General features: G+C 63.7%; 21 protein-coding genes. 8 read left to right on the forward strand and 13 right to left on the reverse strand.

All coding sequences use genetic code 11. From position 1 onward, the window contains the following. Nucleotides 1-4 precede the first annotated feature (4 nt). Nucleotides 5-646, reverse strand: a complete 642-nt coding sequence (locus tag AC1D05_RS22595) for a TetR/AcrR family transcriptional regulator (RefSeq protein ID WP_477443967.1) — start codon at nucleotides 644-646, stop codon at nucleotides 5-7. Between the two features lie 184 nt (nucleotides 647-830). Here AC1D05_RS22595 and AC1D05_RS22600 point away from each other — a divergent pair, with 184 nt between their 5' ends. Beyond that, entirely contained in the window at nucleotides 831-1,508 is a 678-nt protein-coding gene (locus tag AC1D05_RS22600; RefSeq protein ID WP_477443968.1) for a PspA/IM30 family protein, read from the forward strand. 63 nt (nucleotides 1,509-1,571) lie between these two features. Further along, on the forward strand, nucleotides 1,572-1,832 hold the full coding sequence (locus AC1D05_RS22605) for a YiaA/YiaB family inner membrane protein (protein WP_027030482.1): 261 nt from the start codon (nucleotides 1,572-1,574) through the stop codon (nucleotides 1,830-1,832). Nucleotides 1,833-1,905: 73 nt separating this feature from the next. Here AC1D05_RS22605 and AC1D05_RS22610 read toward each other — a convergent pair whose 3' ends face one another. From AC1D05_RS22610 to AC1D05_RS22630, 5 genes are all read right to left on the reverse strand, one after another. Then, entirely contained in the window at nucleotides 1,906-2,592 is a 687-nt protein-coding gene (locus tag AC1D05_RS22610; RefSeq protein WP_477443969.1) for a PadR family transcriptional regulator, read from the reverse strand. Between the two features lie 157 nt (nucleotides 2,593-2,749). Further along, nucleotides 2,750-3,142: a thiol-disulfide oxidoreductase DCC family protein gene (locus AC1D05_RS22615; protein ID WP_477443970.1), complete on the reverse strand. Its 393-nt coding sequence runs from the start codon at nucleotides 3,140-3,142 to the stop codon at nucleotides 2,750-2,752. Between the two features lie 13 nt (nucleotides 3,143-3,155). Next, the gene (locus AC1D05_RS22620) at nucleotides 3,156-4,214 is read right to left on the reverse strand and encodes a DMT family transporter (protein ID WP_477443971.1); all 1,059 of its coding nucleotides are present in this window, start codon (nucleotides 4,212-4,214) and stop codon (nucleotides 3,156-3,158) included. Between the two features lie 26 nt (nucleotides 4,215-4,240). Next, nucleotides 4,241-4,504 (reverse strand): putative hemolysin, encoded by a 264-nt coding sequence (locus AC1D05_RS22625; protein WP_477443972.1) that lies wholly within the window; start codon nucleotides 4,502-4,504, stop codon nucleotides 4,241-4,243. A 109-nt stretch (nucleotides 4,505-4,613) separates the two neighbouring features. Beyond that, on the reverse strand, nucleotides 4,614-4,907 hold the full coding sequence (locus AC1D05_RS22630; RefSeq protein ID WP_475458285.1) for a GYD domain-containing protein: 294 nt from the start codon (nucleotides 4,905-4,907) through the stop codon (nucleotides 4,614-4,616). A 275-nt stretch (nucleotides 4,908-5,182) separates the two neighbouring features. Between AC1D05_RS22630 and AC1D05_RS22635 the strand changes: the two genes are divergently transcribed. Beyond that, the gene (locus AC1D05_RS22635; protein WP_477443973.1) at nucleotides 5,183-6,238 is read left to right on the forward strand and encodes a TauD/TfdA family dioxygenase; all 1,056 of its coding nucleotides are present in this window, start codon (nucleotides 5,183-5,185) and stop codon (nucleotides 6,236-6,238) included. A 100-nt stretch (nucleotides 6,239-6,338) separates the two neighbouring features. On the opposite strand, the gene rpoD is transcribed toward AC1D05_RS22635, so the two are convergent. The 3 genes from rpoD to AC1D05_RS22650 all read right to left on the reverse strand — a co-directional run bounded on the left by rpoD (nucleotide 6,339) and on the right by AC1D05_RS22650 (nucleotide 11,206). After that, the gene (gene rpoD, locus AC1D05_RS22640) at nucleotides 6,339-8,363 is read right to left on the reverse strand and encodes an RNA polymerase sigma factor RpoD (RefSeq protein WP_477443974.1); all 2,025 of its coding nucleotides are present in this window, start codon (nucleotides 8,361-8,363) and stop codon (nucleotides 6,339-6,341) included. Between the two features lie 367 nt (nucleotides 8,364-8,730). Then, a complete protein-coding gene (gene dnaG, locus AC1D05_RS22645; RefSeq protein ID WP_477443975.1) occupies nucleotides 8,731-10,686 on the reverse strand; it encodes a DNA primase in 1,956 nt (651 codons plus the stop codon). A gap of 142 nt (nucleotides 10,687-10,828) precedes the next feature. After that, nucleotides 10,829-11,206 (reverse strand): RcnB family protein, encoded by a 378-nt coding sequence (locus tag AC1D05_RS22650; RefSeq protein WP_477443976.1) that lies wholly within the window; start codon nucleotides 11,204-11,206, stop codon nucleotides 10,829-10,831. Nucleotides 11,207-11,594: 388 nt separating this feature from the next. Between AC1D05_RS22650 and AC1D05_RS22655 the strand changes: the two genes are divergently transcribed. The 3 genes from AC1D05_RS22655 to AC1D05_RS22665 all read left to right on the forward strand — a co-directional run bounded on the left by AC1D05_RS22655 (nucleotide 11,595) and on the right by AC1D05_RS22665 (nucleotide 14,843). Further along, complete coding sequence (locus tag AC1D05_RS22655) at nucleotides 11,595-13,259, forward strand: Na/Pi cotransporter family protein (protein ID WP_477443977.1); 1,665 nt, start codon at nucleotides 11,595-11,597, stop codon at nucleotides 13,257-13,259. Between the two features lie 92 nt (nucleotides 13,260-13,351). Next, nucleotides 13,352-13,561, forward strand: a complete 210-nt coding sequence (locus AC1D05_RS22660; protein ID WP_096449072.1) for a DUF2061 domain-containing protein — start codon at nucleotides 13,352-13,354, stop codon at nucleotides 13,559-13,561. A gap of 97 nt (nucleotides 13,562-13,658) precedes the next feature. Beyond that, a complete protein-coding gene (locus AC1D05_RS22665) occupies nucleotides 13,659-14,843 on the forward strand; it encodes an MFS transporter (protein WP_477443978.1) in 1,185 nt (394 codons plus the stop codon). Nucleotides 14,844-14,847: 4 nt separating this feature from the next. Here the strand turns inward: AC1D05_RS22665 and AC1D05_RS22670 are convergent, their stop codons facing one another. Continuing rightward, nucleotides 14,848-15,744 (reverse strand): LysR family transcriptional regulator, encoded by an 897-nt coding sequence (locus AC1D05_RS22670; RefSeq protein ID WP_477443979.1) that lies wholly within the window; start codon nucleotides 15,742-15,744, stop codon nucleotides 14,848-14,850. Nucleotides 15,745-15,839: 95 nt separating this feature from the next. Between AC1D05_RS22670 and AC1D05_RS22675 the strand changes: the two genes are divergently transcribed. Then, on the forward strand, nucleotides 15,840-16,670 hold the full coding sequence (locus tag AC1D05_RS22675; protein ID WP_477443980.1) for an SDR family oxidoreductase: 831 nt from the start codon (nucleotides 15,840-15,842) through the stop codon (nucleotides 16,668-16,670). 32 nt (nucleotides 16,671-16,702) lie between these two features. Here AC1D05_RS22675 and AC1D05_RS22680 read toward each other — a convergent pair whose 3' ends face one another. After that, nucleotides 16,703-18,955: a heavy metal translocating P-type ATPase gene (locus AC1D05_RS22680; RefSeq protein WP_477443981.1), complete on the reverse strand. Its 2,253-nt coding sequence runs from the start codon at nucleotides 18,953-18,955 to the stop codon at nucleotides 16,703-16,705. A 107-nt stretch (nucleotides 18,956-19,062) separates the two neighbouring features. Between AC1D05_RS22680 and AC1D05_RS22685 the strand changes: the two genes are divergently transcribed. Continuing rightward, nucleotides 19,063-19,479 carry a MerR family transcriptional regulator gene (locus tag AC1D05_RS22685; protein WP_477443982.1) on the forward strand — a complete coding sequence of 139 codons (417 nt, stop codon included), beginning with the start codon at nucleotides 19,063-19,065 and terminating at the stop codon, nucleotides 19,477-19,479. 27 nt (nucleotides 19,480-19,506) lie between these two features. Here the strand turns inward: AC1D05_RS22685 and AC1D05_RS22690 are convergent, their stop codons facing one another. Both AC1D05_RS22690 and AC1D05_RS22695 read right to left on the reverse strand, forming a co-directional pair. Further along, the gene (locus AC1D05_RS22690; protein WP_477443983.1) at nucleotides 19,507-20,136 is read right to left on the reverse strand and encodes a LysE family translocator; all 630 of its coding nucleotides are present in this window, start codon (nucleotides 20,134-20,136) and stop codon (nucleotides 19,507-19,509) included. A gap of 121 nt (nucleotides 20,137-20,257) precedes the next feature. Further along, nucleotides 20,258-20,815: a GNAT family N-acetyltransferase gene (locus AC1D05_RS22695; protein ID WP_477443984.1), complete on the reverse strand. Its 558-nt coding sequence runs from the start codon at nucleotides 20,813-20,815 to the stop codon at nucleotides 20,258-20,260.

Raw genomic sequence — 20,815 nt, forward strand, 5'->3', positions numbered from 1 at the left:
CGATTCACGACGCTGTTGTCCCAGCATGCGCGAATGTGCCGCCGCGTTCCAGCCCCCTGATGAAGACGGCGACCAGGAGCTCAATCTGCTGGTCGATCTCGTCGGCCTGCCGGCGAACGGATCTCGCCGCATAGCCGCTGGTGACGATGCCATGCACGCTTGACCACAGCGTGCGCGCGGCGATGCGGCGCGTATCATCGTCGAGGTCGAAATTGCCGCCGGCAAGCACCTCGGCGATGATCTCGAACAGCTGGTCGAGCCTCGCTTCATAGGCGTCCGGCTCGGCCAGCGTCGGGCGCCGCCTGTTGAAGGCGAGCAGCGCCGGCCAACTGCCCGGATGCGCCTCGACAAAGCGGACATAGGCGCCGGCCAGCGCCAGCAGGCGCTGGCGCACATCGGTGATGCCGCGTGTGCCGAGATCGACCATCGCCGCCGCCCCTGCCGCACCCAGCCGGTCGAGCAGCCGCATGTTGACGGTACGGTGGACCCCGTCGAGATCGGAAAACAGATTGTAGACCGAGCCGACCGAGATGCCCGCTTGCTCGGCGATGGTCCTGGCCTTCAGATTGTCCATGCCGCCCTCGTTGAGCAGCACCTCGGCAATCGCCAGCACCCGCTCGCTTATTTCTTCCCTGTCCAGTGCCATGCTTGTCCTTGTAGATGCCCGTGCCCCAGCCCAGGCTGCAAGTGTTTCGAACCACGATCGTCCTTTCGTTTACCATATAAGGGATTTCGTGAACAGCGTTCAAAAACCTCTTGAACAACGTTCATTTCCTGTTATGTTGGCTTCGTGAACATTGTTCATGCAACAATTCGAAGGGAGAAGAACCATGCTTAGCCTGATCAGAACATTGCTCGACGGCGCCAGCGCACGGGCCGAGGACGGCCTCAAGGATCGCTTCGCCATCGACCTTCTGGCGCAGCGCATCCGCGACGCCGAGGCGGGTCTTGCCGCCGCCAAGCAGACGCTTGCTTCGCTGATTGTCCGTCAGCGTGCCGAGCAGGCCGGTCTCGACCAGCTTGAGCGTCGCCACGCCGATCTGGAGAGCCGCACCGTCAGCGCGCTCGCCGCCGGCAATAACGGGCTTGCCGAAAGCGGTGCCGCGGCCGTCGCCGAACTGGAGAATGAACGCGAAGTCCGCCGCGCCACCGTGCAGAGCCTCGGCGAAAAGACGTTGCGGATGCGCGTTTCGGTGGAGCGGGCGCATCGCCGCATCATCGACTTGAACCAGGGCATGATCTCGGCGCGGGCCATCGATGCCGAGCGCAAGGCGCAGTCACGCCTCGTCAGGTCGATCGGCAATTCTGGAAGTCTCAACGACGCCGAGGAGCTCTTGGCCCGCATCAAGGGAGCCAGCGACCCGTTCGAGGAGGCCGGCATTCTCGACGAGATCGACGGCGAGTTGCGTCACGAAGCGATCCGCGACCGCCTGGCCGACGCCGGTCACGGCCCGACGGTGAAGGTGCGCGCCAAGGACGTGCTCGAGCGCCTGAAGACCGTCAACTGAAAACCAGCATCCTCAAACTGACTGCCATCAAATCCAACGTCATCTAACCAACGGAGAATTCCCATGAACGCCAACCAAACCTACATCATGTTCAACACCGCCTCGGTCGGTGCCGCCTATTTCATGCTCGGCCTGTCGCTGTGGCTGGCGCCGGTCGACCTGGCGACCAAGGGCTACTGGGCCATGGGCATCCTGCTGCTCACCGGCAGCCTGGTGAACCTGGTCAAGTACCGCACCGACGAGCGCCTGTCGTCCGAGATGACCGCCAAGATCGAAAAGGCGCGCAACGAAAAGCTGATCAGCGAATATGTCGGCAAGGAATGATGCCATCCGCATCAGCGCCAACAAAAAAAAGCCCGGGTCTCCCCGGGCTTTTTTTGCGTCCGTCGCGACGAGATCAGCGATGCGTCAGGGCTTCCAGCGCTTCCGCCGCGGCTTCGAGGATGGCGATCGCCTCGGCCTGCTTTTCAGCCGGGGCATCGACGATCTCGCCCAGCGCCGCGCGCAGGCGATGGCGGATGGCGCGGAATTCGTCGCGCGTTTCCGAGCGCTCGCCACGGCCGCCGCGGCCACCGCGTCGTTCGTCGCCATCGTCGTTCCAGCCGAACCAATCGCGCGCCTTGGCCATCTTGCGGCCGAAGCGTTCGAGATGGTCGAGCACACCGTCGATCATCTCGCGATTGTCGGCCAGATGCGCCTGACCGGCCTCGGTGATGGAAAACACCTTCTTGTTGCCGTCCGCCGCAGAGGCAGCATAGCCGGCCTCTTCCAGGAAGGTCAGCGTCGGGTAAACCACGCCCGGGCTCGGGCTGTAGGTGCCGCTGGTGCGCTCCTCCAGCGCCTTGATGATGTCGTAGCCGTGGCGCGGCGCCTCGGCCAGCAGCGACAGCGTGATCAGCTTGAGGTCGCCGTCGGCCAGCATGCGGCCGGCGCGGAACATGTCGCCCGGGCCACCGCGTCCGCCGCCGCGACCGCCATGTCCGAACGGACCAAAGCCGCCGCCCCCTCTGCCGAACTTGCCGGCCATGTGCATGAACATGCGCTCGCCGAAGTGACCGCGCCCGAAATGATTGTCTTTGTGCATTGATTGCTCCTTGAGTTCTATCTTACGATATATCTTAATTAGGCGCACGCTCCCGTGGAGTCAAGATATATCTTACGATGTATCTGATCGCACGCCAAGTGGGTCGGTTTTCCGATCCGGGCCTGTCATCTCAGACCAATGCAATGGATAAATTTGACTACCAGCGGCCTTTGCGGCGGTTCCAGGCGTAGAGCAGGTCTGCGAAACGATCATAGGCAAAACGCGTCAGCGGCAAGGCAACCGGATTGCCGAAAAGCGTGGCCAGCCAGCCCTCGCCCGGCGTTGCCGCCCACACGGCAATCGCGACGTCGGCGCCGACCAGCAAGCGGTCATTCGCATCGGTGGCATGCAGCCGGCGGCGGATGTCCTCGAGTGAGGCGCCGTGTCCGGCAAGCGCTGCCGGCTCCAGATTGATGTCGCGAAACGCGATCCGTCCGGCTTTGACTGCTTCGATCAGCCGCCGCTTCTGCCGGCTGATGCCGGCATCGCAGACCGGGCACCGCGTGTTGTACCAGACGGTCAGTTCAGGCCTGGGTGTTTGCTTGAGCATGATCTTGGCATGCTCAGCCGTGGCTATGCCGGTGATGCAGGTCGGGATAATGCGGATGCCAGTGGCGCATCGGCGCATGCCGGTGCCAGTGCGAATGCGGCTCGCTCACCGGCCCGTCATGATCGTGCTGGTGGTGTTCGTCATGCACATGGCTGTGTTCATGTTCCAGTTCCTCATGGTCGTGCTCATGCTCATGGCGCTCCGACAGGTGCAGCCACAGGCCGACGCCCATCAAAAGCCCGGCGATCGCCAGCTTGAGCGTGACGGCATCGCCCAGCATGGCGATGGCCAGCAGCGCACCGATGAATGGCGCCAGCGAATAATAGGCGCCGGTCCGCGCGGTGCCGAGATGGCGCAACGCCACGATGAACATCACCAGGCTGACGCCGATACCGAAGAAGCCGACGGCGGCCGTTGCCGCGACAACGGACACCGCAGGAAACGAAGCCCCGGCGGCAAGCGCCAGCCCGACATTGACGACACCCGCCACCAACCCCTTGAGCATGGCGATCACCACCGGATCGGTGGCCGAGATCTTGCGGGTGAAATTGTTGTCCAGCCCCCACGCCAGGCATGCCCCGGCGACCAGGATGGCGCCAAGGTTGAAGGCGACACCGTCGCCTTGCCACGACAGCAGAACGGCGCCGGCAAGGATGGCGAAGGCACCCAGAAGCAGACGCCGGTCGACATTCTCGCGGTAGACGAGCCAGGCGATCGCCATTGTCGCCAACCCTTCGAGATTGAGCAGCAGCGCCGAACTGGACGCGGTGTTCAACGTCAGGCCGAACATCAACAGCACCGGCGCGACGATGCCGCCCATGCCGATTGCCAGCGCCAGCCATGGAATATCCCCGGCAGCCAGTTGCGCCTCGCCGGCGGCGGCCTGTTTGCCGCGAAGCAGCCTATAGAGAGCGAGGCCGACACCGGCGCCGAGATAGAGCAGACCGGCCAGCATGAAGGGGTTCACGGCATCGAGCAGCAGCTTGGAAAGTGGCGGCGTCGCGCCGAACAGGACAGCCGAGCCAAGGGCGAGCGGCACACCGGGCCAGAGATGCGAATGTGTTTCGGACATGATCTCACTCTCTGTCGCGTTGCGGGTCACTTGCCGCGCATGGCCGCCTTCGGCCCGATGCATTTGTTGTCGCGAAACAGCGCCCACTCCTCGCACAGGCGCCCTTTGGGCAGCCGGCAAAACCCGTATTCGTTGCCGGCCTTGTCCTTCCTGATCGCCTGGCGCCCGCCGATCTCGCTGCAATGGACGGATGCCGGATTGGCCATGCCGACCGGTTTTTGCGCGCCGGCGGCGAACGGCATCAACGATATCAAGGCAAGGCCGGTAGCCAATATCGAGACTTTCTTCATCGCGATCTCCCCTGGCCGTAGTCTATCACGGCCAGCCGTCCCGTCCTGCGGCAAAGCGCCGTCAGGCCGGCACGCGACCATCGACTCCCAAAAAACCCAGCCGCTTGCTTCATCCAAGCGACGAGATGATCTCGCGGTAGGCGAATTCCGGGAAAGCCTTCAGCGTCCGTGACTTGAGGTTTCCGTTCGCGGCCAGCATCAGCGCGAAACGCGCCAGCACCGCATCGTCGGGCGCTTCGACCACCGCCACCATGTCGAACTCGCCCATGGTCAGGTAGAACGCCTTGAACGATCCGCCCATGTCGCCCAGCTGCTTCCTGGCGGCGTCGAGGCGCTTGGGCGAATCGCGCACGTTCTTCGCGCCCTGCTCGGTCCAGTTCATCAGCATGATGTAGGTCGTCATGGTACGCCTCCTTCCGGAGCCACGGAGCACGGCGGCTTCGCCGGGGCGGGCATCCGGGTTGTCGCCCAGAAAATGCATCCGACGCGAAATTATCCTCCCGCGGCGAACATCCCGCAAGGACGCATCCAAGTCATCATTTGCGGGCTCGAGGTGACACTCGGCGGCGACCAGGGAAGGCCGGTTTAAAAACCCGCCTGATTGCGGCAATCTCAGCCGTGGCCATGGCGGAAATCCCAGGCTGACGTCCGAGACCGATCGCCCCGCGGGAGAACTTCATGCGCGAGACAACAGACCTGCCGCCGGACCGGATCGACATTGCCGCCGCATGGATCGGCGAGGACATGGCGAAGCATCCCCAGAATTGGCTGGTCGAATTGGACCCTCGGGACATCGTCGAGCTGGAAGCGGCGGCAACCGGTTTTCTCGCCGGCTCGCAGGATATCGGCAGCTTGACCAAGGCCGATTTCCCTCTGCCCCGGCTCGCCGGCCATCTTGCCGCCCTTCGCCAGAAACTGATCGCAGGCATAGGCTTCGAGGTGCTTCGCGGTCTCCCGGTCGACAGATATTCCGCTGAAATGGCGGCAACGATCTTCTGCGGTATCGGCGCGCATCTGGGAAGCGCACGGTCGCAGAATGCCCAGGGCCATATACTCGGCCATGTCCGCGACATCGGCGCCGACGCCAGGGACGCCACGACACGCATCTACCAGACGGCGGAACGCCAGACGTTTCACACCGACTCCGCCGATGTCGTCGGCCTGCTCTGCCTGCGCGATGCCATACACGGCGGCGAGTCCTTGCTGGTCAGCACGGTGACGATCTACAACGAGATGCGCAAAAGGCGGCCCGATCTGGTCCGCCTGTTGTTTGATCCGATCGCCACCGACCGGCGCGGCGAGATACCGGAAGGCGAAAAACCCTATTTCGAGATTCCGGTCCTGAACTGGCATGCGGGATTGCTGACCGGCATCTATCAGCGCCAGTACATCGACAGCGCCCAGCGTTTTCCGGATGCCATGCGGCTGAGCGCCGCGCATGTCGAAGCGCTGGATCTCTTCGACAGCCTCGCCAATGATCCGAAGCTGAACCTGTCGATGCGGCTGCGGCCCGGCGACATGCAGTTCGTCTACAATCATTCGCTGCTGCACGACCGCATGGGTTTTCGCGATTGGCCAGACCCGGACAAGCGGCGCCATATGCTGCGCCTGTGGCTGTCGGTTCCCGGCGACCGTCCGCTGCCCCAATGCTTCAGGCAGCGCTATGGCTCGATCGAGATCGGCGACCGGGGCGGCATCATCGTCAAGGGAGCACGACTGAACGTGCCGTTGTAGGCAATTCCCGGAAAGGTCTGAAACGGCTTCCCGTTTGATGCTTAAAACGAAAAAGGGCGCCTATCGGCGCCCTCAATTCTTCGCAAAGATAAAGCTCAACTCAGCTGTCGAGGAAGCTGCGCAGCTTTCTGCTCCGGCTCGGATGCTTGAGCTTGCGCAGCGCCTTGGCTTCGATCTGGCGGATACGCTCGCGGGTCACCGAGAACTGCTGGCCGACTTCTTCCAGCGTATGATCGGTGTTCATGCCGATGCCGAAGCGCATGCGCAGAACACGCTCCTCGCGCGGTGTCAGCGAAGCCAGCACGCGCGTCGTGGTCTCGCGCAGATTGGCCTGGATCGCCGCGTCGATCGGCAGGATCGCCATCTTGTCCTCGATGAAATCGCCCAGATGCGAATCCTCCTCGTCGCCGACCGGCGTTTCGAGCGAGATCGGCTCCTTGGCGATCTTCAAGACCTTGCGCACCTTTTCGAGCGGCATGGCGAGCTTTTCGGCCAGTTCCTCCGGCGTCGGCTCGCGGCCGATCTCGTGCAGCATCTGGCGCGAGGTGCGCACGATCTTGTTGATCGTCTCGATCATGTGCACCGGAATGCGGATGGTGCGCGCCTGGTCGGCGATCGAACGCGTGATCGCCTGCCGGATCCACCATGTCGCGTAGGTCGAGAACTTGTAGCCGCGGCGGTATTCGAATTTGTCGACCGCCTTCATCAGGCCGATATTGCCTTCCTGGATCAGGTCGAGGAACTGCAGGCCGCGATTGGTGTATTTCTTGGCGATGGAGATGACGAGGCGCAGATTGGCCTCGACCATTTCCTTCTTGGCGATCGCGGCTTCGCGCTCGCCCTTCTGCACCTGGTTGACGATCTTGCGGAATTCCAGGATCGAGATCGCCGTTTCGGTGGCGAGGTTCTGGATCTCGGCACGCAGCTCCTTGATCGAATCCTTCTCGTTCTTGGTGAATTCCTTCCAGCCGCGCGACGTAAGATTGCCGATCGCGCGCGTCCAGTTCGGGTCGAGTTCGGAACCCTGATATTCCTTCAGGAACTCCTCACGGCGCACGCCATAGCTTTCGGCCAGCCGCAGCAGCTTGCCTTCGTTCTGCACCAGGCGCTTGTTGATGTCGTAGAGCTGCTCGACCAGCGCCTCGATGCGCGCGGTGTTGAGCGACAGCGACTTCACCGCCTTGATCAGCTGGTCCTTCAGTTCCTTCAGCCGGCGGTCCTGGCTGGGCGACAGCGTGCCGGCGGCGGCCAGACGGTTCTCGACCTGCTGGTCCTGCAGCTTGCGCAGCTTCTTGTAGGTGTCGGCGATGACGTCGAGCGTCTCCATCACCTGTGGGCGCAGTTCGGCTTCCATCGCCGCCAGCGAGAGGCTCGCCTCGTCCTCGTCTTCCTCGTCGTCGTCCCCGATGCCGCGCGTGTCGACGCCGACATTGGTGATGTCTTCTTCCTCGTCGCGGCCGCGGCGCGGCTTTTCCTCGACCTTGGGCGCTTCCTCGATGCGCTCGACCACCGGTGCCTGCTTGGCTTCGGGGCCGGCATAGGTCGCTTCGAGGTCGATGATCTCGCGCAGCAGAATCTTGGATTCGTTGAGTTCGTCGCGCCAGATGATGATGGCCTGGAAGGTCAGCGGGCTTTCGCACAGGCCCGCGATCATCGTCTCGCGGCCGGCCTCGATGCGCTTGGCGATGGCGATTTCGCCTTCGCGCGACAGAAGCTCCACCGAGCCCATTTCGCGCAGATACATGCGCACCGGATCGTCGGTGCGGTCGGTCGGCTCTTTCTTGGTGGTGGTGGCGGCGACCGCCGTGCCGGTCTGCTCGGCCAGCTCGTTGGCGTCTTCCTCGGCGTCCGCCGCGGTGTCGCCGGCCTCGGCCTCTTCACCCTGCTCGTCATCCTCGACGACGTTGATGCCCATGTCGGACAGCATCGCCATCGTGTCCTCGATCTGCTCGGAGGTCACTTCCTCGGAAGGCAGCACCGAATTCAGCTCGTCCATCGTGACATAGCCGCGCTTCTTGGCGGCCTTGATCATCTTCTTGACAGCATCATCGGAAAGGTCGAGCAGAGGGCCATCGGTGGCGCCTTCGCGTTCGGTCTCGACCTCTTCCTTTTCCTTAGTCGCCATAATTTTTTTCTTCTCCAAGCGGCTGCCATCGAAGCCGCGTAAGCTGTCGGACCAGTCGAAACCGGATGTGCTCGCTTATGAAACGCGCTTCACCGGGCCAGTAACCGCATCTACCGTTAAGTCCAGATTAACCCTGATATCTGTGGCAGGCGGCCTGCCTGTCCAGTGACCAGTACCTCAGATCGCTCATTTCCCGTCGGCGCGGGTGCGGGTTAACGTTTCGAATCGTCCTGATTCCGCCATTCTGTCGGAAGGTCAAGCGCCTCTCGCATGATTCGCATGAAAAAAGCGAATCAATTACCCGACTTAGCGCGCCCTGCCCCCTGGGGAAGCCTGGCCACGCTCTCATTCCTGTATTCAGCTGCACTTAGGCTCGCCCAGCCCTACCCGACGAAACGCCGAATCCTTCGATCAGCGCTTCCGTCGCCTGTACATCCTGAAATTGCGCCTGAATTTCGATCAGATGGCGGAAGTTTTCGTCCGAGGGATCTGCTTCGAGCGCCGCTTCCGCCTGTTTCAGCTCCTTATGTAAGGTGCGCGCGCTGCGCTGCAAGTGCAGCGCCTGGTTCAGAGCGTCGCGGGCATCATCCAGCGCTGCCGTCTCCAGCGCAGGCCATTGCCGCGCCCGCTTGATCAGTTCGACGGCACGCCCCCAGATCTCAGTGCAGCCGGCGCGATCGATCGTCGCCACCACGGCATGGCGGTCATTGGCCGTGTCATGCGCCATCGCGTCGAGGATGGCGGCATGCAGCCGCTGCAGATCGGAATTGGCGAGATCGAGAAACTCGACATGGGCGAAATTCTCGTCGATCAGCGGTGGATGGTTGACCAGGGCCACGATGATCGTCGCCTCGCGCACCGACATTCCCTCGCTGCCGCGCTTGACCAGCGCCGACTGGCCGAGGCTTTCGGTGATCGCCATGCGGCCGCCGCCAGGTTTGGCGAATTGTCCGCCGGGTGCAGCGGCTGCCTTGCCTTGCCCCGGTTTCCACTCCTGGCGGTTCTGCCGCGCAGGGCGCTGAGAGCTGAAGAAGCTTTGCACCCGCTCGCGCATCTCCTGTTGGTAGTGATAGCGCAGGCTTTCGTCGCGGATGCGGCTGGTCAGTTCGCGCAGCCGTGTCTGCAGTTCCGCCCGCCGCTCCGGCGTGTCGAAGACACCGCCCGACGTCTCGCGCATCCACAACAGGTCGACCAGCGGCCGCGCCTCGGCGAGCACCATGCGAAAAGCGTCCGGCCCCTCGGCCTTGACCAGATCGTCGGGATCCTTGCCTTCCGGCAGCAACGCGAAGCGCGCCGAGCGCCCGGCCTGCGCCGAGCTCTTGGCCTGCACCAACGGCAGCACCATGTCAGCGGCACGCCATGCGGCCTTCAGACCGGCCTTGTCGCCGTCGAAGCACAGCATCGGTTCCGGCGCCATGCGCCACAACAATTCGAGTTGGTTTTCGGTGAGCGCGGTGCCGAGCGGCGCCACGGCATTCTCGAAACCGGCCTGCGCCAGCGCGATCACGTCCATATAGCCTTCGACGGCAATGACCGTGCCGCCCTTGGCCAGCGCCTTGCGGGCGCGGGCGAAATTGTAGAGCACATTGCCCTTGTGAAAGAGCTCGGTGTCAGGCGAGTTCATGTATTTGGCCAGCGCATCGGGGGCCAGCGCGCGTCCGCCAAAGGCAATGATCTTGCCGCGCGAATCCGGGATCGGGAACATGATGCGGTCGCGGAACCAGTCATAGGAGACCGGGATATCGTCGCCATGACGCACCAGCCCGCAGGCTTCGATATCGGCTTTCGGCACGCCTTTTGCCGCGAGATGCTCCTTCAGCGCGTTGCGGCTATCGGGCGCGAAGCCAAGCCGGAACGACTGCTGCGTCGCCGGCGTCAGCCCACGATCACGCAGATACGCGCGGGCTTTGGCTCCCTCAGGTCCCTGCAACCGCTCCTGGAAGAAGGCGGTCGCCATCTCCATGACATCGGTCAGGCTGGCGCGTTCCTGCTCGCGCCGTTCTTCCCGTTCGTCGCGCACCGGCATCGGTACGCCGGCCATGTCGGCGATCTTCTCGACGGCCTCGGGAAAACTCAATCCTTCGAGTTCGGTGAGGAATTTGAAATGGTCGCCCGAGACCGAGCAGCCGAAACAATGGTAACGCCCCTTCTTGTCCTCGCAATGGAAGGACGGGCTCTTCTCGCCATGGAACGGGCAACAGGCCCAATAGTCGCCTCGCGACGTATTGGTCTTCTTGCGATCCCACGCGACGCGCTGGCCGATGACCTGTGAAATCGGCACGCGGTCACGGATCTCGTCAAGGAAGGCGGGCGGAAAGCGCATCGGGGGAACTCGTTTCCCCACCATATAAGCATGCGCGCGAAATCCGACGACCCCCAATACGGGCCATACCCGGTTTCCACAGGGCAAAAAGAAAGGCGGCCGTTGCGGGCCGCCTTCCTCCTCAGTCCCGTTGTGCGGGAATTTACTGCGCGGCAAGCGCGCCGAAGATGACGCCCGACAGGATGCCGACCAGCACATAGTCGTTGCCGACGCGGATCCATTCCTGGCCGCGGCCGGGACGATGCAGGCCGTAGCGGCCGTAGTCGCGGACCGGCTGATGCTGGCGCCAGCCGGAATATTTCTGGCCGTTGCGCCAGTTGTTCCGCTTCACGACGACCTTCCTCTCGAAGCGCTTCTGGATGACACGCTTCTTGACATCCCGGTGGGTGGGCTGCTGCCAGTCGACCTTGGTGTAATTCGACTGCGGCGCGACCGGCGCATTCATCGGCGCGGCCTGGCCGGTGAGCGACGTAGCCGCCAGCATCGAGACGGCGAGGACAGAAAGAACAATGCGTTTCATGAGAAGTCTCCTTGGTTGTCGATGCCAGAGGAGTAGCCGCCGGGGGATGAACCGAAACTGAACAGCAGCATTACAATTGTGCAATGAAATCCTCAGCTTATTCCGAATATTTGAACATCATCGCAAAGTTGATAACGCGATGCGTGGCAAACGCCGCTGATCCGCGTTGGTACCGTAGACCGGCAATGCAACCATTTGCGCACCCGTCCCTTTCCCGACACGGCCTGTCGCACCGCGACAGCCCCTTGAAATCGACAAAATTTTATTATCCGGCTAAAATATTCCGGTTATTATCGAACACTGCCATGACCATGATTCGTATCCTCGTTCTCTCTCCTGATCGCCGCGATGTCCGCATCGTGCGCGCCCTTCGCATGCAGGCGCCTCGATGAGCGGTTCCGTCGTCCTTCTGCATCTGGCCGGTGCCGTCGCGCTGATGCTGTTTGCCACTCGCATGGTGAAGACCGGCGTCGAACGCGCCTATGGCGACGTGCTGCGCCACAGGCTGCGCGCCACCATGCGCAATCCGATCATGGCGGTGCTGGCCGGCACCGGCCTCGCCATCGCGCTGCAAAGCTCGACAGCGGTCACCCTGCTGGTCGGCTCCTTCGCCGGTTCCGGCATCGTCTCGGGTGCGGCCGGCCAGTTGGCCGTGCGCGGCGCCGAAATCGGCTCGGCGCTCGTGGTCAAGCTCTTGACCTTCGATCTCACGCTCTTGGTGCCGCTCTGCCTGATCACCGGCACGGTGATGTTCATGGCCACCGAGCGGCGCGACTGGCGCCAGACCGGCCGCATTCTGGTCGGCATCGGGCTTCTGATCCTGTCGCTGGAAATGATCGGCCAGGCCTCCGAGCCGCTGCGCAACAGCCAGCTGATGCCGGTCATCATCAATTACTTCTCCAGCGATTCCATCACCGCCTATCTCCTGGCGGCGCTGATCACCTGGCTGTTCCAGTCGAGCATCGCGGCGGTGCTGCTGATGGCGACGCTCGCCGGCCGCGGCCTGATCAGCCCGGAACTCGGTGTCGTCCTCATCCTCGGCGTCAATCTCGGCTCATCGATCATCGCGCCGATGCTCACCCGCTCGGCCGGACCCGCCGTGCGCGTCGTGCCGATCGGCAATCTCCTGATGCGCGGGCTGGGCTCGCTGGTCATGCTGATCCTGTTCATGATTGTCCGGCCGCATGTCGGCTTCCTCGGCACGACGGCGGCGGACCAGATCGTCAACGCCCACATCCTGTTCAACGTCATCATCCTGCTGGCCGGCCTGCCTCTGGCCCGTTTCGTCTACCGCGCCTCGGAAAAGATCGTGGCGCTCGGCACCAAGCCGGCGCCTGCCGCCTCCCTCGACATTGTAGAGCTGTCCGCGCTCAACGAGAGCGCGCTCGATGTGCCGAGCCAGGCGCTGGGCAATGCGACGCGCGAGGTGGTGCGGGTCTGTGAAACCGTCGAGATCATGCTGAAGCGCATCATGGAACTCTACGAGAGCGCCGACGCCGACAAGATCAAGGCGCTGGCCGCCCTCGACGACCGTGTCGACCGCAAGCACGCGGCGATCAAACTCTATCTCGCCAAGCTCACGAAGAACCAGCTGACCGAGGACGAGGCCCTGCGCTGCCAGGAGCTGATTGGCGCCTGCATCAAGCTGGAGCAGGTCGGCGACATCATTGTGCGCAACATGCTGGTGCATGTGAAGAAGAAGTTCGAGCGCGGGCTGGAATTCACCGACGAGGGCTGGAGCGAACTGTGCGCCTTCCACAGCTCGGTGCTGGCCAATGCAAGGCTTGCCTTCAACGTCCTGGTCTCCCGCGACCCCGAAACGGCCCGCCAGTTGGTGCTGGAGAAGGACCAGTTGCGCGACCGCGAGAAGGAAACCAGCGCCAGCCATTTCCTGCGGCTGCGCGAAGGCACCGCCAAAAGCGTCGAAACCAGCTCGATTCACCTCGACACCATCCGCGACCTGAAGCAAATCAACTCGCTGCTGGCGTCGATGGCCTATCCGGTGCTGGAAGAGCGCGGCCTGCTCACCGGGTCGAGGCTGAAGGCGAGCTGAAGGCACCTTACCTGCTTCGACGGCAAAATACTTTGCTCCGTTTCCATCAGTCAGGGTAAGGATCGATTAGCCCAGGCTTTCGGAGGAAATCGATGGACACCCATTCACGCAGTTTCGCCAAGGCGCTGTCCTGGCGTGTGACCGGCACCATCGACACGCTGATCATTTCCCTGGTCGTGACAGGAAGCGTCAAGCTCGCCGCGGCCATCGGCATAACCGAGGTCTTCACCAAGTCCCTGCTCTACTATTTCCATGAGCGGGCGTGGTTGAAGATTCCCTATGGCCGCAAGACTCCGGCCTAAAGCTGCCGGTCAAGAAAACCTAAACTCGCGACAAAAATTTCTGGATTGCCCAAACCGCCCATCCGTGGTTTGAGGCCGTTCCAGCCAAGGCTTGCCTATGTCGCTTCCGCTTATCGCCCTGTTCATCGCCGCCTTCGCCTTCGGCACCACCGAATTCGTCATTGCCGGCGTGCTGCCGCAAGTGGCGGAGGGGCTTGGCGTCTCGGTTCCCTCCGCCGGCTATCTCGTCTCCGGCTATGCCTGCGGCATCGCCATCGGCGGCCCGTTGCTGGCGCTCGCAACCAAATCCTTGCCGCGCAAGACCTTGCTGCTCGGCCTCGCCGTCGCCTTCACCATCGGCCAGGCGGCCTGTGCGCTGGCGCCCGACTTCACCTCCATGCTGGTTCTGCGCATCGCCGTTGCGGTCGCGCATGGCGCCTATTTCGGCGTTGCCATGGTGGTCGCCGTCGGCCTCGTTCCCGAGGACAAACGCGGCATGGCGGTGGCGGTCATCCTGTCCGGCCTCACCGTCTCCAACGTCATCGGCGTGCCGGCCGGCACCGCCATCGGCAACATCTGGGGCTGGCGCGCCACCTTCTGGGTGATGTGCGCGCTCGGCGTCGCGGCAACGCTCGCGATGGCGGCCCTTCTGCCGCGCACCACCGGATACCACGCCAAGCCCGCCGGGCTCGCCCGTGAGGTTCGCGTCCTGGCGCGCCAGCAGGTCTGGACCTCGCTGATCCTGATGCTGATGCTGATGCTCGGCCAGTTCTGCCTGTTCACCTACATCACCCCGACTTTGCTGGAGGTCACCGGGCTCGACGAGAACCTGGTGCCCTGGGTGCTGCTGCTCAACGGCGTCGGCGCCACGCTTGGCGTCTTCCTCGGCGGCAAGCTGTCCGACTGGAAGCTGATGCCCTCGCTGATCACCATGCTTGGCCTACAAGCGGTCACGCTGGCGGTCATCTACGCCGTCAGTCCCTATCCCCTGCCGATGGTTGTCGCGATCGTCATCTGGGGCGGCCTCAACTTCGCCATCGGTACCCCAATCCAGACCCGCATCCTGGCCTGGACGGCCGACGCCTCCAACCTCGCCTCCTCGCTGATCCCGTCCGGCTTCAACGTCGGCATCGCGCTGGCGGCCTCGCTCGGTGCAGCCATGCTCAACGCCGGCTACGGCTATCGCAGCCTGCCGGTGGTCGGCGCTATCGCCATGCTGGTTGCCGTGGTGGTCGCAGTCGTCTCCCAGGTCTGGGAAGGGCGCAGCAACGCCACGCCGCCACTGACGGCGCCCGCCGAGTAGCGGCTCAGTCCTTCGTCTCCTTCAGCACGTCGATGAAGGCGCGCAGGGCCGGCGGCACCAGCCGGTGGCCTGGATAATAGAGGAACAGGCCGGGAATGGGCGGACACCAATCGTCCAGCACCACGACGAGCGCTCTTCGATCGAGATAAGGCTTGGCGTATTTGTCCGAGATATAAGCGATACCCATGCCGCTGGCGGCAGCCTCAGCCATCAGCTCCATATTGTCGAGCGTCAGGACGCCCTGGACATCGATGGCGATTTCCTGGCCATGCTTCTCGAACTCCCAACGATAGGGTTTGCCGCTCGGCAGGCGGAACCGGATGCAGGTTTGATCCCGCAGATCATCCGGCACTTTCGGAACCGGGTGGCCGGCGAGATAGGTCGGCGATGCGACGGCGATGAAGCGTGTCGGCCCGCCGAAACGCACCGCGACCATATCCCGTGGTACCGCCTCGCCCAGGCGGATGCCGGCATCGAAGCCCTCGGCGACGATATCGACCAACTTTCCCTCGGTGACGAGATCGAGCGAAACCTGGGGGTAGCGCTGAAGAAAGGCCGGTACCGCCGATCGAAGCAGCAAGCGGGCCGCGATCTCGCTGGTGTTTATCCGAAGTGTCCCTGACGTAAGACCGCGGAAATTATCGACCTCGGCCAGTGCCGCATCGATATCCGACAAAAGCGGCCGCAAGCGCGCTACGAGCCGCTCTCCTGCCTCTGTCGGTGCAACGCTGCGGGTTGTGCGGTTGAGCAGGCGGACGCCCATGCCTCGCTCCAGCGTCCGCATCATGTGACTGAGAGTCGAGGGCGAAAGGCCGAGTTCGTCGGCCGCTTTGCGGAAGCTGCGATGCGAGACAATCGCTGCGAGCGCGGTCAATTCCGGAAGTCCAGGCTTGGCATTCATGGGAAATTTTCATCAAGCTATATGAAATTGAACGGATAGTATCATGAGTTTGATGACGTAGTCTTGGTCGAAGTCAGCAATGAAAGGACATTCCCATGAACAAGACATGGTTCATCACCGGTACCTCATCCGGCTTCGGTCTACTTCTGACGGAAAGGCTTCTGGCCCGTGGCGACCGTGTCGCCGCGACGCTGCGGAAGCCGCTGGCGCTCGCCGATTTGAAGGCGCGATATGGCGATCACCTCTGGATCGCTTCGCTTGAAATGACCGACAGCAATGCGATCCGGGCAGCAATCGACAAGGCCTTTGACGATCTGGGGCGGATCGACGTCATTGTCAGCAATGCCGGCTACGGCCTGTTCGGCGCGGCGGAGGAGTTGGACGATAGCCAGATTCGCGACCTGATCGACACAAATCTCATCGGCTCCATCCAGTTGCTCCGGGCAGCACTGCCGCATCTGAGGAAACAGGGGGGCGGCCGGATCCTGCAAGTCTCTTCGGAGGGCGGACAGATGGCCTATCCCGGCTTCAGCCTCTATCACGCCACCAAATGGGGCATCGAAGGCTTTGTCGAATCCGTTCGGCAGGAGGTCGCGCCTTTCGGCATCGGTCTGACGCTCATCGAGCCGGGCCCGACGCAGACCAACTTCGGCGCCAGCCTGATCAGTTCCGAGCCGGCCGACACCTACAAAGACACGCCGATCGGCGAGCTGCGCCGGGCTTTTTCCGAGGGCTCCTTCGACATCAAGGGCGATCCCAACAAGATGGTCGAAGCGATGATCGCCTCGGTGGAACAGGATCCCGCGCCAAGACGATTGACCTTCGGCGCCGCCGCCTACACCTCGATCCACGGCGCGCTCACGGGCAGGCTCAGGGAGTTGGAAAACCAGAAGGAGGCAGCACTCGCGATGGATATCGACCCATGACGGCAGGTGGCACGCGTCCGCCGAAGACCGCCTTACCCGCGCCAGCGCAGCAAGCGCATGGCGTTGGCTGTCACCAGCACGGTGGCGCCGGTGTCGGCCAGGATCGCCGGCCACAGGCCGGTGATGCCCAAAATGGTGGTGACCAGGAACACCGCCTTCAGCCCCAGCGCCACGGTGATGTTCTGGCCGATATTGGCCATCACCGCCCGCGACAAGCGCACCATGCGGGCAACGTCCATGACCCGGCCATGCAGGATCGCGGCGTCCGCCGTCTCCAGCGCCACATCGGTGCCACCGCCCATGGCGATGCCGATGTCGGCGGCGGCCAGCGCCGGCGCGTCGTTGATGCCGTCGCCGACCTTGGCCACCTTGAGCCCTTCGCGCTGCAATTCGCCGACGATGCACTGCTTGTCCTGCGGCAGCAGTTCCGCCCGCGCCTCGATGCCGAGCGAGGCCGCGATGGCTTCAGCCGTGCGGCGGTTGTCGCCGGTCAGCATCACCGTGCGGATGCCCTCGGCCTTGAGTGCCGTGATGCCGGCCGCCGCATCCGGCCGCGGCTCGTCGCGCATGGCGATCAGCCCGGCCACCACGCCATTGACCACCAGCACCGACACGGTCTTGCCCTGGCCGTTGAGGCTGTCCACGGCCAGGCGCTGTGCTTGCGTCATCTCAGCACGCTCGCCCGCCGCCGAGCCGGAACCCAGGAAGACGGCGACGCCGCCGACGCTGCCCTCGACGCCCTTGCCGGAGATCGCCTTCGCCGCCAGCGCCGGCGGCACCGGTGCCTTGTCGGCTTTGGCCCTGTCCAGGATCGCCACCGCCAGCGGATGGCTGGAGCCCTGCTCGAGTGCTGCCGCCAGCGCCAGCACGCTGCGCTCATCGCGGCCATAGGCGACAATGTCGGTCACGACAGGTTTGCCCGCGGTCAGCGTGCCGGTCTTGTCGAAGGCGACAGCCGTGATCCGGCGAAAGCCTTCCAGCACCGCACCGCCCTTCATCAGCAGGCCGCGCCGGGCGCCGTTCGCCAGACCAGCTGCAATCGCCGCTGGCGTCGAGATAACCAGCGCGCAGGGGCAGCCGATCAACAGGATCGCCAGACCCTTGTAGATCCATTCGTTCCAGTCGCCGCCGGCGACCAGCGGCGGCAGCAGCGCCACCAACGCGCCGACCACCAGCACGCCGGGCGTATAGATGCGAGAGAAACGGTCGATGAAGCGCTCGGTCGGCGCCTTGGCTTCCTGCGCCTCCTCCACCAGCCGCACCACGCGGGCGATGGTGTTGTCGGAAGCGGCCGCAGTCACCCGCACCTTGAGCACGCCATCGCTGTTGATCGTGCCGGCAAAGACGGGCTCTGTGACAGTCTTGCGCTTCGGCGTGCTTTCGCCGGTCACCGGCGCCTCGTCAATCTCGCTCGACCCCTCCACAATCTCGCCATCGGCCGGAATGCGATCGCCCGGTCGCACCAGGATGACGTCGCCGACGCCGAGTTGTTCGGCGGGAACTTCAACCGTGCCGCTTCCCCGCTCGACCAGCGCTGTCTTCGGCACCAGATCGGCCAGGCCCTGGATGCTGGCCCGCGCCCGGCCGGCGGCGACACCTTCCAGAAGCTCACCGATCAGGAACAGCACCACCACGGCGGCCGCTTCCTCCGTGGCGCCGATCATCACGGCGCCAACAGCGGCGATGGTCATCAGCATCTCGATCGAAAACGGCGTGCCGGCCAGCGCCGCCATCAGCGCCCGCCGCGCGATCGGCACCAGGCCGACCAACAATGCAGCCAGGAAGACCCAGCGCTCGGCCGCGGGAAAAACATGACCAATGCCGTAAGCAGCGACAAGCGCCGCGGCACAAGCCAGCGTCAGCGCCGCACGGTGGCTGCGCCACCACGCCTGCCCGGGCTCGGCGTGGCTGTGGAGATGCGATGACCCTGCGGCCTCCTTGGCTACCTGTCCGTCGCCATGGTCATGATCATGGCCCGCGTGGTCCTGACCTCCATGGTCATGGCCTTCGTGGTCATGATCGGCATGGTCCTGCACCTTGGCTGCTGGCCCGTGGGCCCTGGCTTCGGCCTTGACGATGCCGTAGCCCAGCCGCGCCACTTGCTGCAGCACCTTGTCGTCATTGAGCCGGCCACCGTGGCTAACGGTCATGCTGGCGCCGGTCACCGAAACCGAGACATCGGCGACGCCGTCGAGGCGGCGCACCGCCGTATCGATCTTGGCCGCGCAGGAAGCGCAATCCATGCCGCCGATCTTGAACCGTGTCTGCCTTAGAGGAGCCGTCATTTGCATCACCTGTCTGCTCTCGCGCGTCGTGCCGCCGCATGGGCCTTGAACCCTGATGCCAGGCACTGTAATTGCTCTAGTCACTAGAGCTTCAAGAGGCAAAATGCATGTTTTCGATCGGTGATCTCTCCCGCCGCACCGGGGTCAAGGTGCCGACCATCCGCTACTACGAGCAGATGGGTCTGGTCGCCGCGCCAGAACGCTCGGAAGGCAACCAGCGCCGCTATTCCAAGCAGGAGCTGGAACGGCTGGCCTTCATCCGCCACGCCCGCGACCTCGGCTTCGCCGTCGAGGACATCCGCGCGCTGATCGACCTCAGCGGCCACCCCGAGCAGCCTTGCGGCCATGCCGACAAGATCGCCGGGGAGCAACTGATCTCCGTGCGCGAAAAGATCGCCCAGTTGAAGCGGCTGGAAACCGAGCTTGAGCGCATCGCCTCGTGCTGCGACGGCAAGACGGTCGGCGACTGCTACGTCATCCGCGCGCTGTCCGACCACGCATTGTGTGCCGACGAGCACGGGTGAGGCACGGCTACGATCGGCGCGACTGGCTCAGGCCCGCGAAAACAGCAGGCTGAGACCGGCAAAGCCGAAGAAGGCAGCCAAGACGCCTTCGATACCGCGCCGCGTCCGGCGATACATGCGCACCATCGGCGGGGTCGAAAAGGCCAAGGCATAGCCGCAAAATATCGTCACGCTCAGCACCGCGCAGCCGGCCAGGATGAGAACGACATCTTGCCTCGAGGCGCCGGGGCCGAGCCCGAGCGTAACCAGGGCGATCCAGCCGAGAATGGATTTCGGGTTGCTGAGGTGCATCAGCAGGCCGCGCCTGTAGAGGGCGAAGCCAGAAACGGGCCGATCAACGAAGTGCCCGGCATCACCATCCCTGGTCAAAGCGCCCCTGGCTGCCTTGACAGCCAGAAAGAGCAGATAGAGGCCACCCAGTATCTTCAGGACAATGAGGGCCTGCGCATAGCGCGTCAGCAAAGCGGAGATACCGGTCGCGGCCATGAGCCCCCAGAAGACCGAGCCGGTGATGACGCCGGCGGCGAGCAGTAGGGCGGCATTGCGGCCCTGATGCATCGCGGTTCCCATGATCCGCATATTGCTCGGCCCGGGACTGGCCGCCGCGATGATGTAAGCGGTGTAGACGAGAAGCAGGTGATGCAGGTCGACGGACACGAGGGAGCCTTTGCAAGCCGGGTTGAGCCAAGGTGGGTCCTTGGCACTGAGTATTGATACTATTCCCTTCGCGGTTTCCGATAGGCGGCAGACCGGGACGCGGTATGATCCAAGAAAGGCCCTACAGCTCGATCCGGAACCGCAAACTCTCCACCCCGCCATAGGCGGCGTCCTCGAAGAAGCGCTCGACGAGCTTGCCGCCATTGGCCAGGATCACCTTGTGTGAGGCCGGATTGCCCGGCTTGGCGGTGACCTCGACATAGGGCAGGCCAACCGCCCTCGCTTCATCGAGCATCAGCCGCAAGGCCTCGGTCGCGTAGCCGCGACGCCGCTTCCACGGCACCACCGCATAGCCGATATGACCAAGCACATGCGATGGCAGTTCCGCCGTGCCCCTCTGCCAGCGAAAGCCGATCGAGCCCGATGCTTCGCCGTCCCAGATCCAGCGGCGGAAGCCCGGCAGGCGCGGCACTTGTGTGCCGTCGGGCAAGGTGATCGGATCACCCCTGGCTTCGGGGTCATCGAGGCTGGCCAGGAATGCCACCGGATTCTCTTCTATCGCCGCGAGCTGCTCGCGCGTCGCCTCCATCAGCCGCACATTGTCCGGCGACCAGCCGCGCTCGAGCGCCGCCTTGTAGGACGGCAGATGTTCAAGTGCGGGTTTGACGATCTCGATCAT

This window comes from Mesorhizobium sp. P2_E9, from assembly GCF_056403815.1.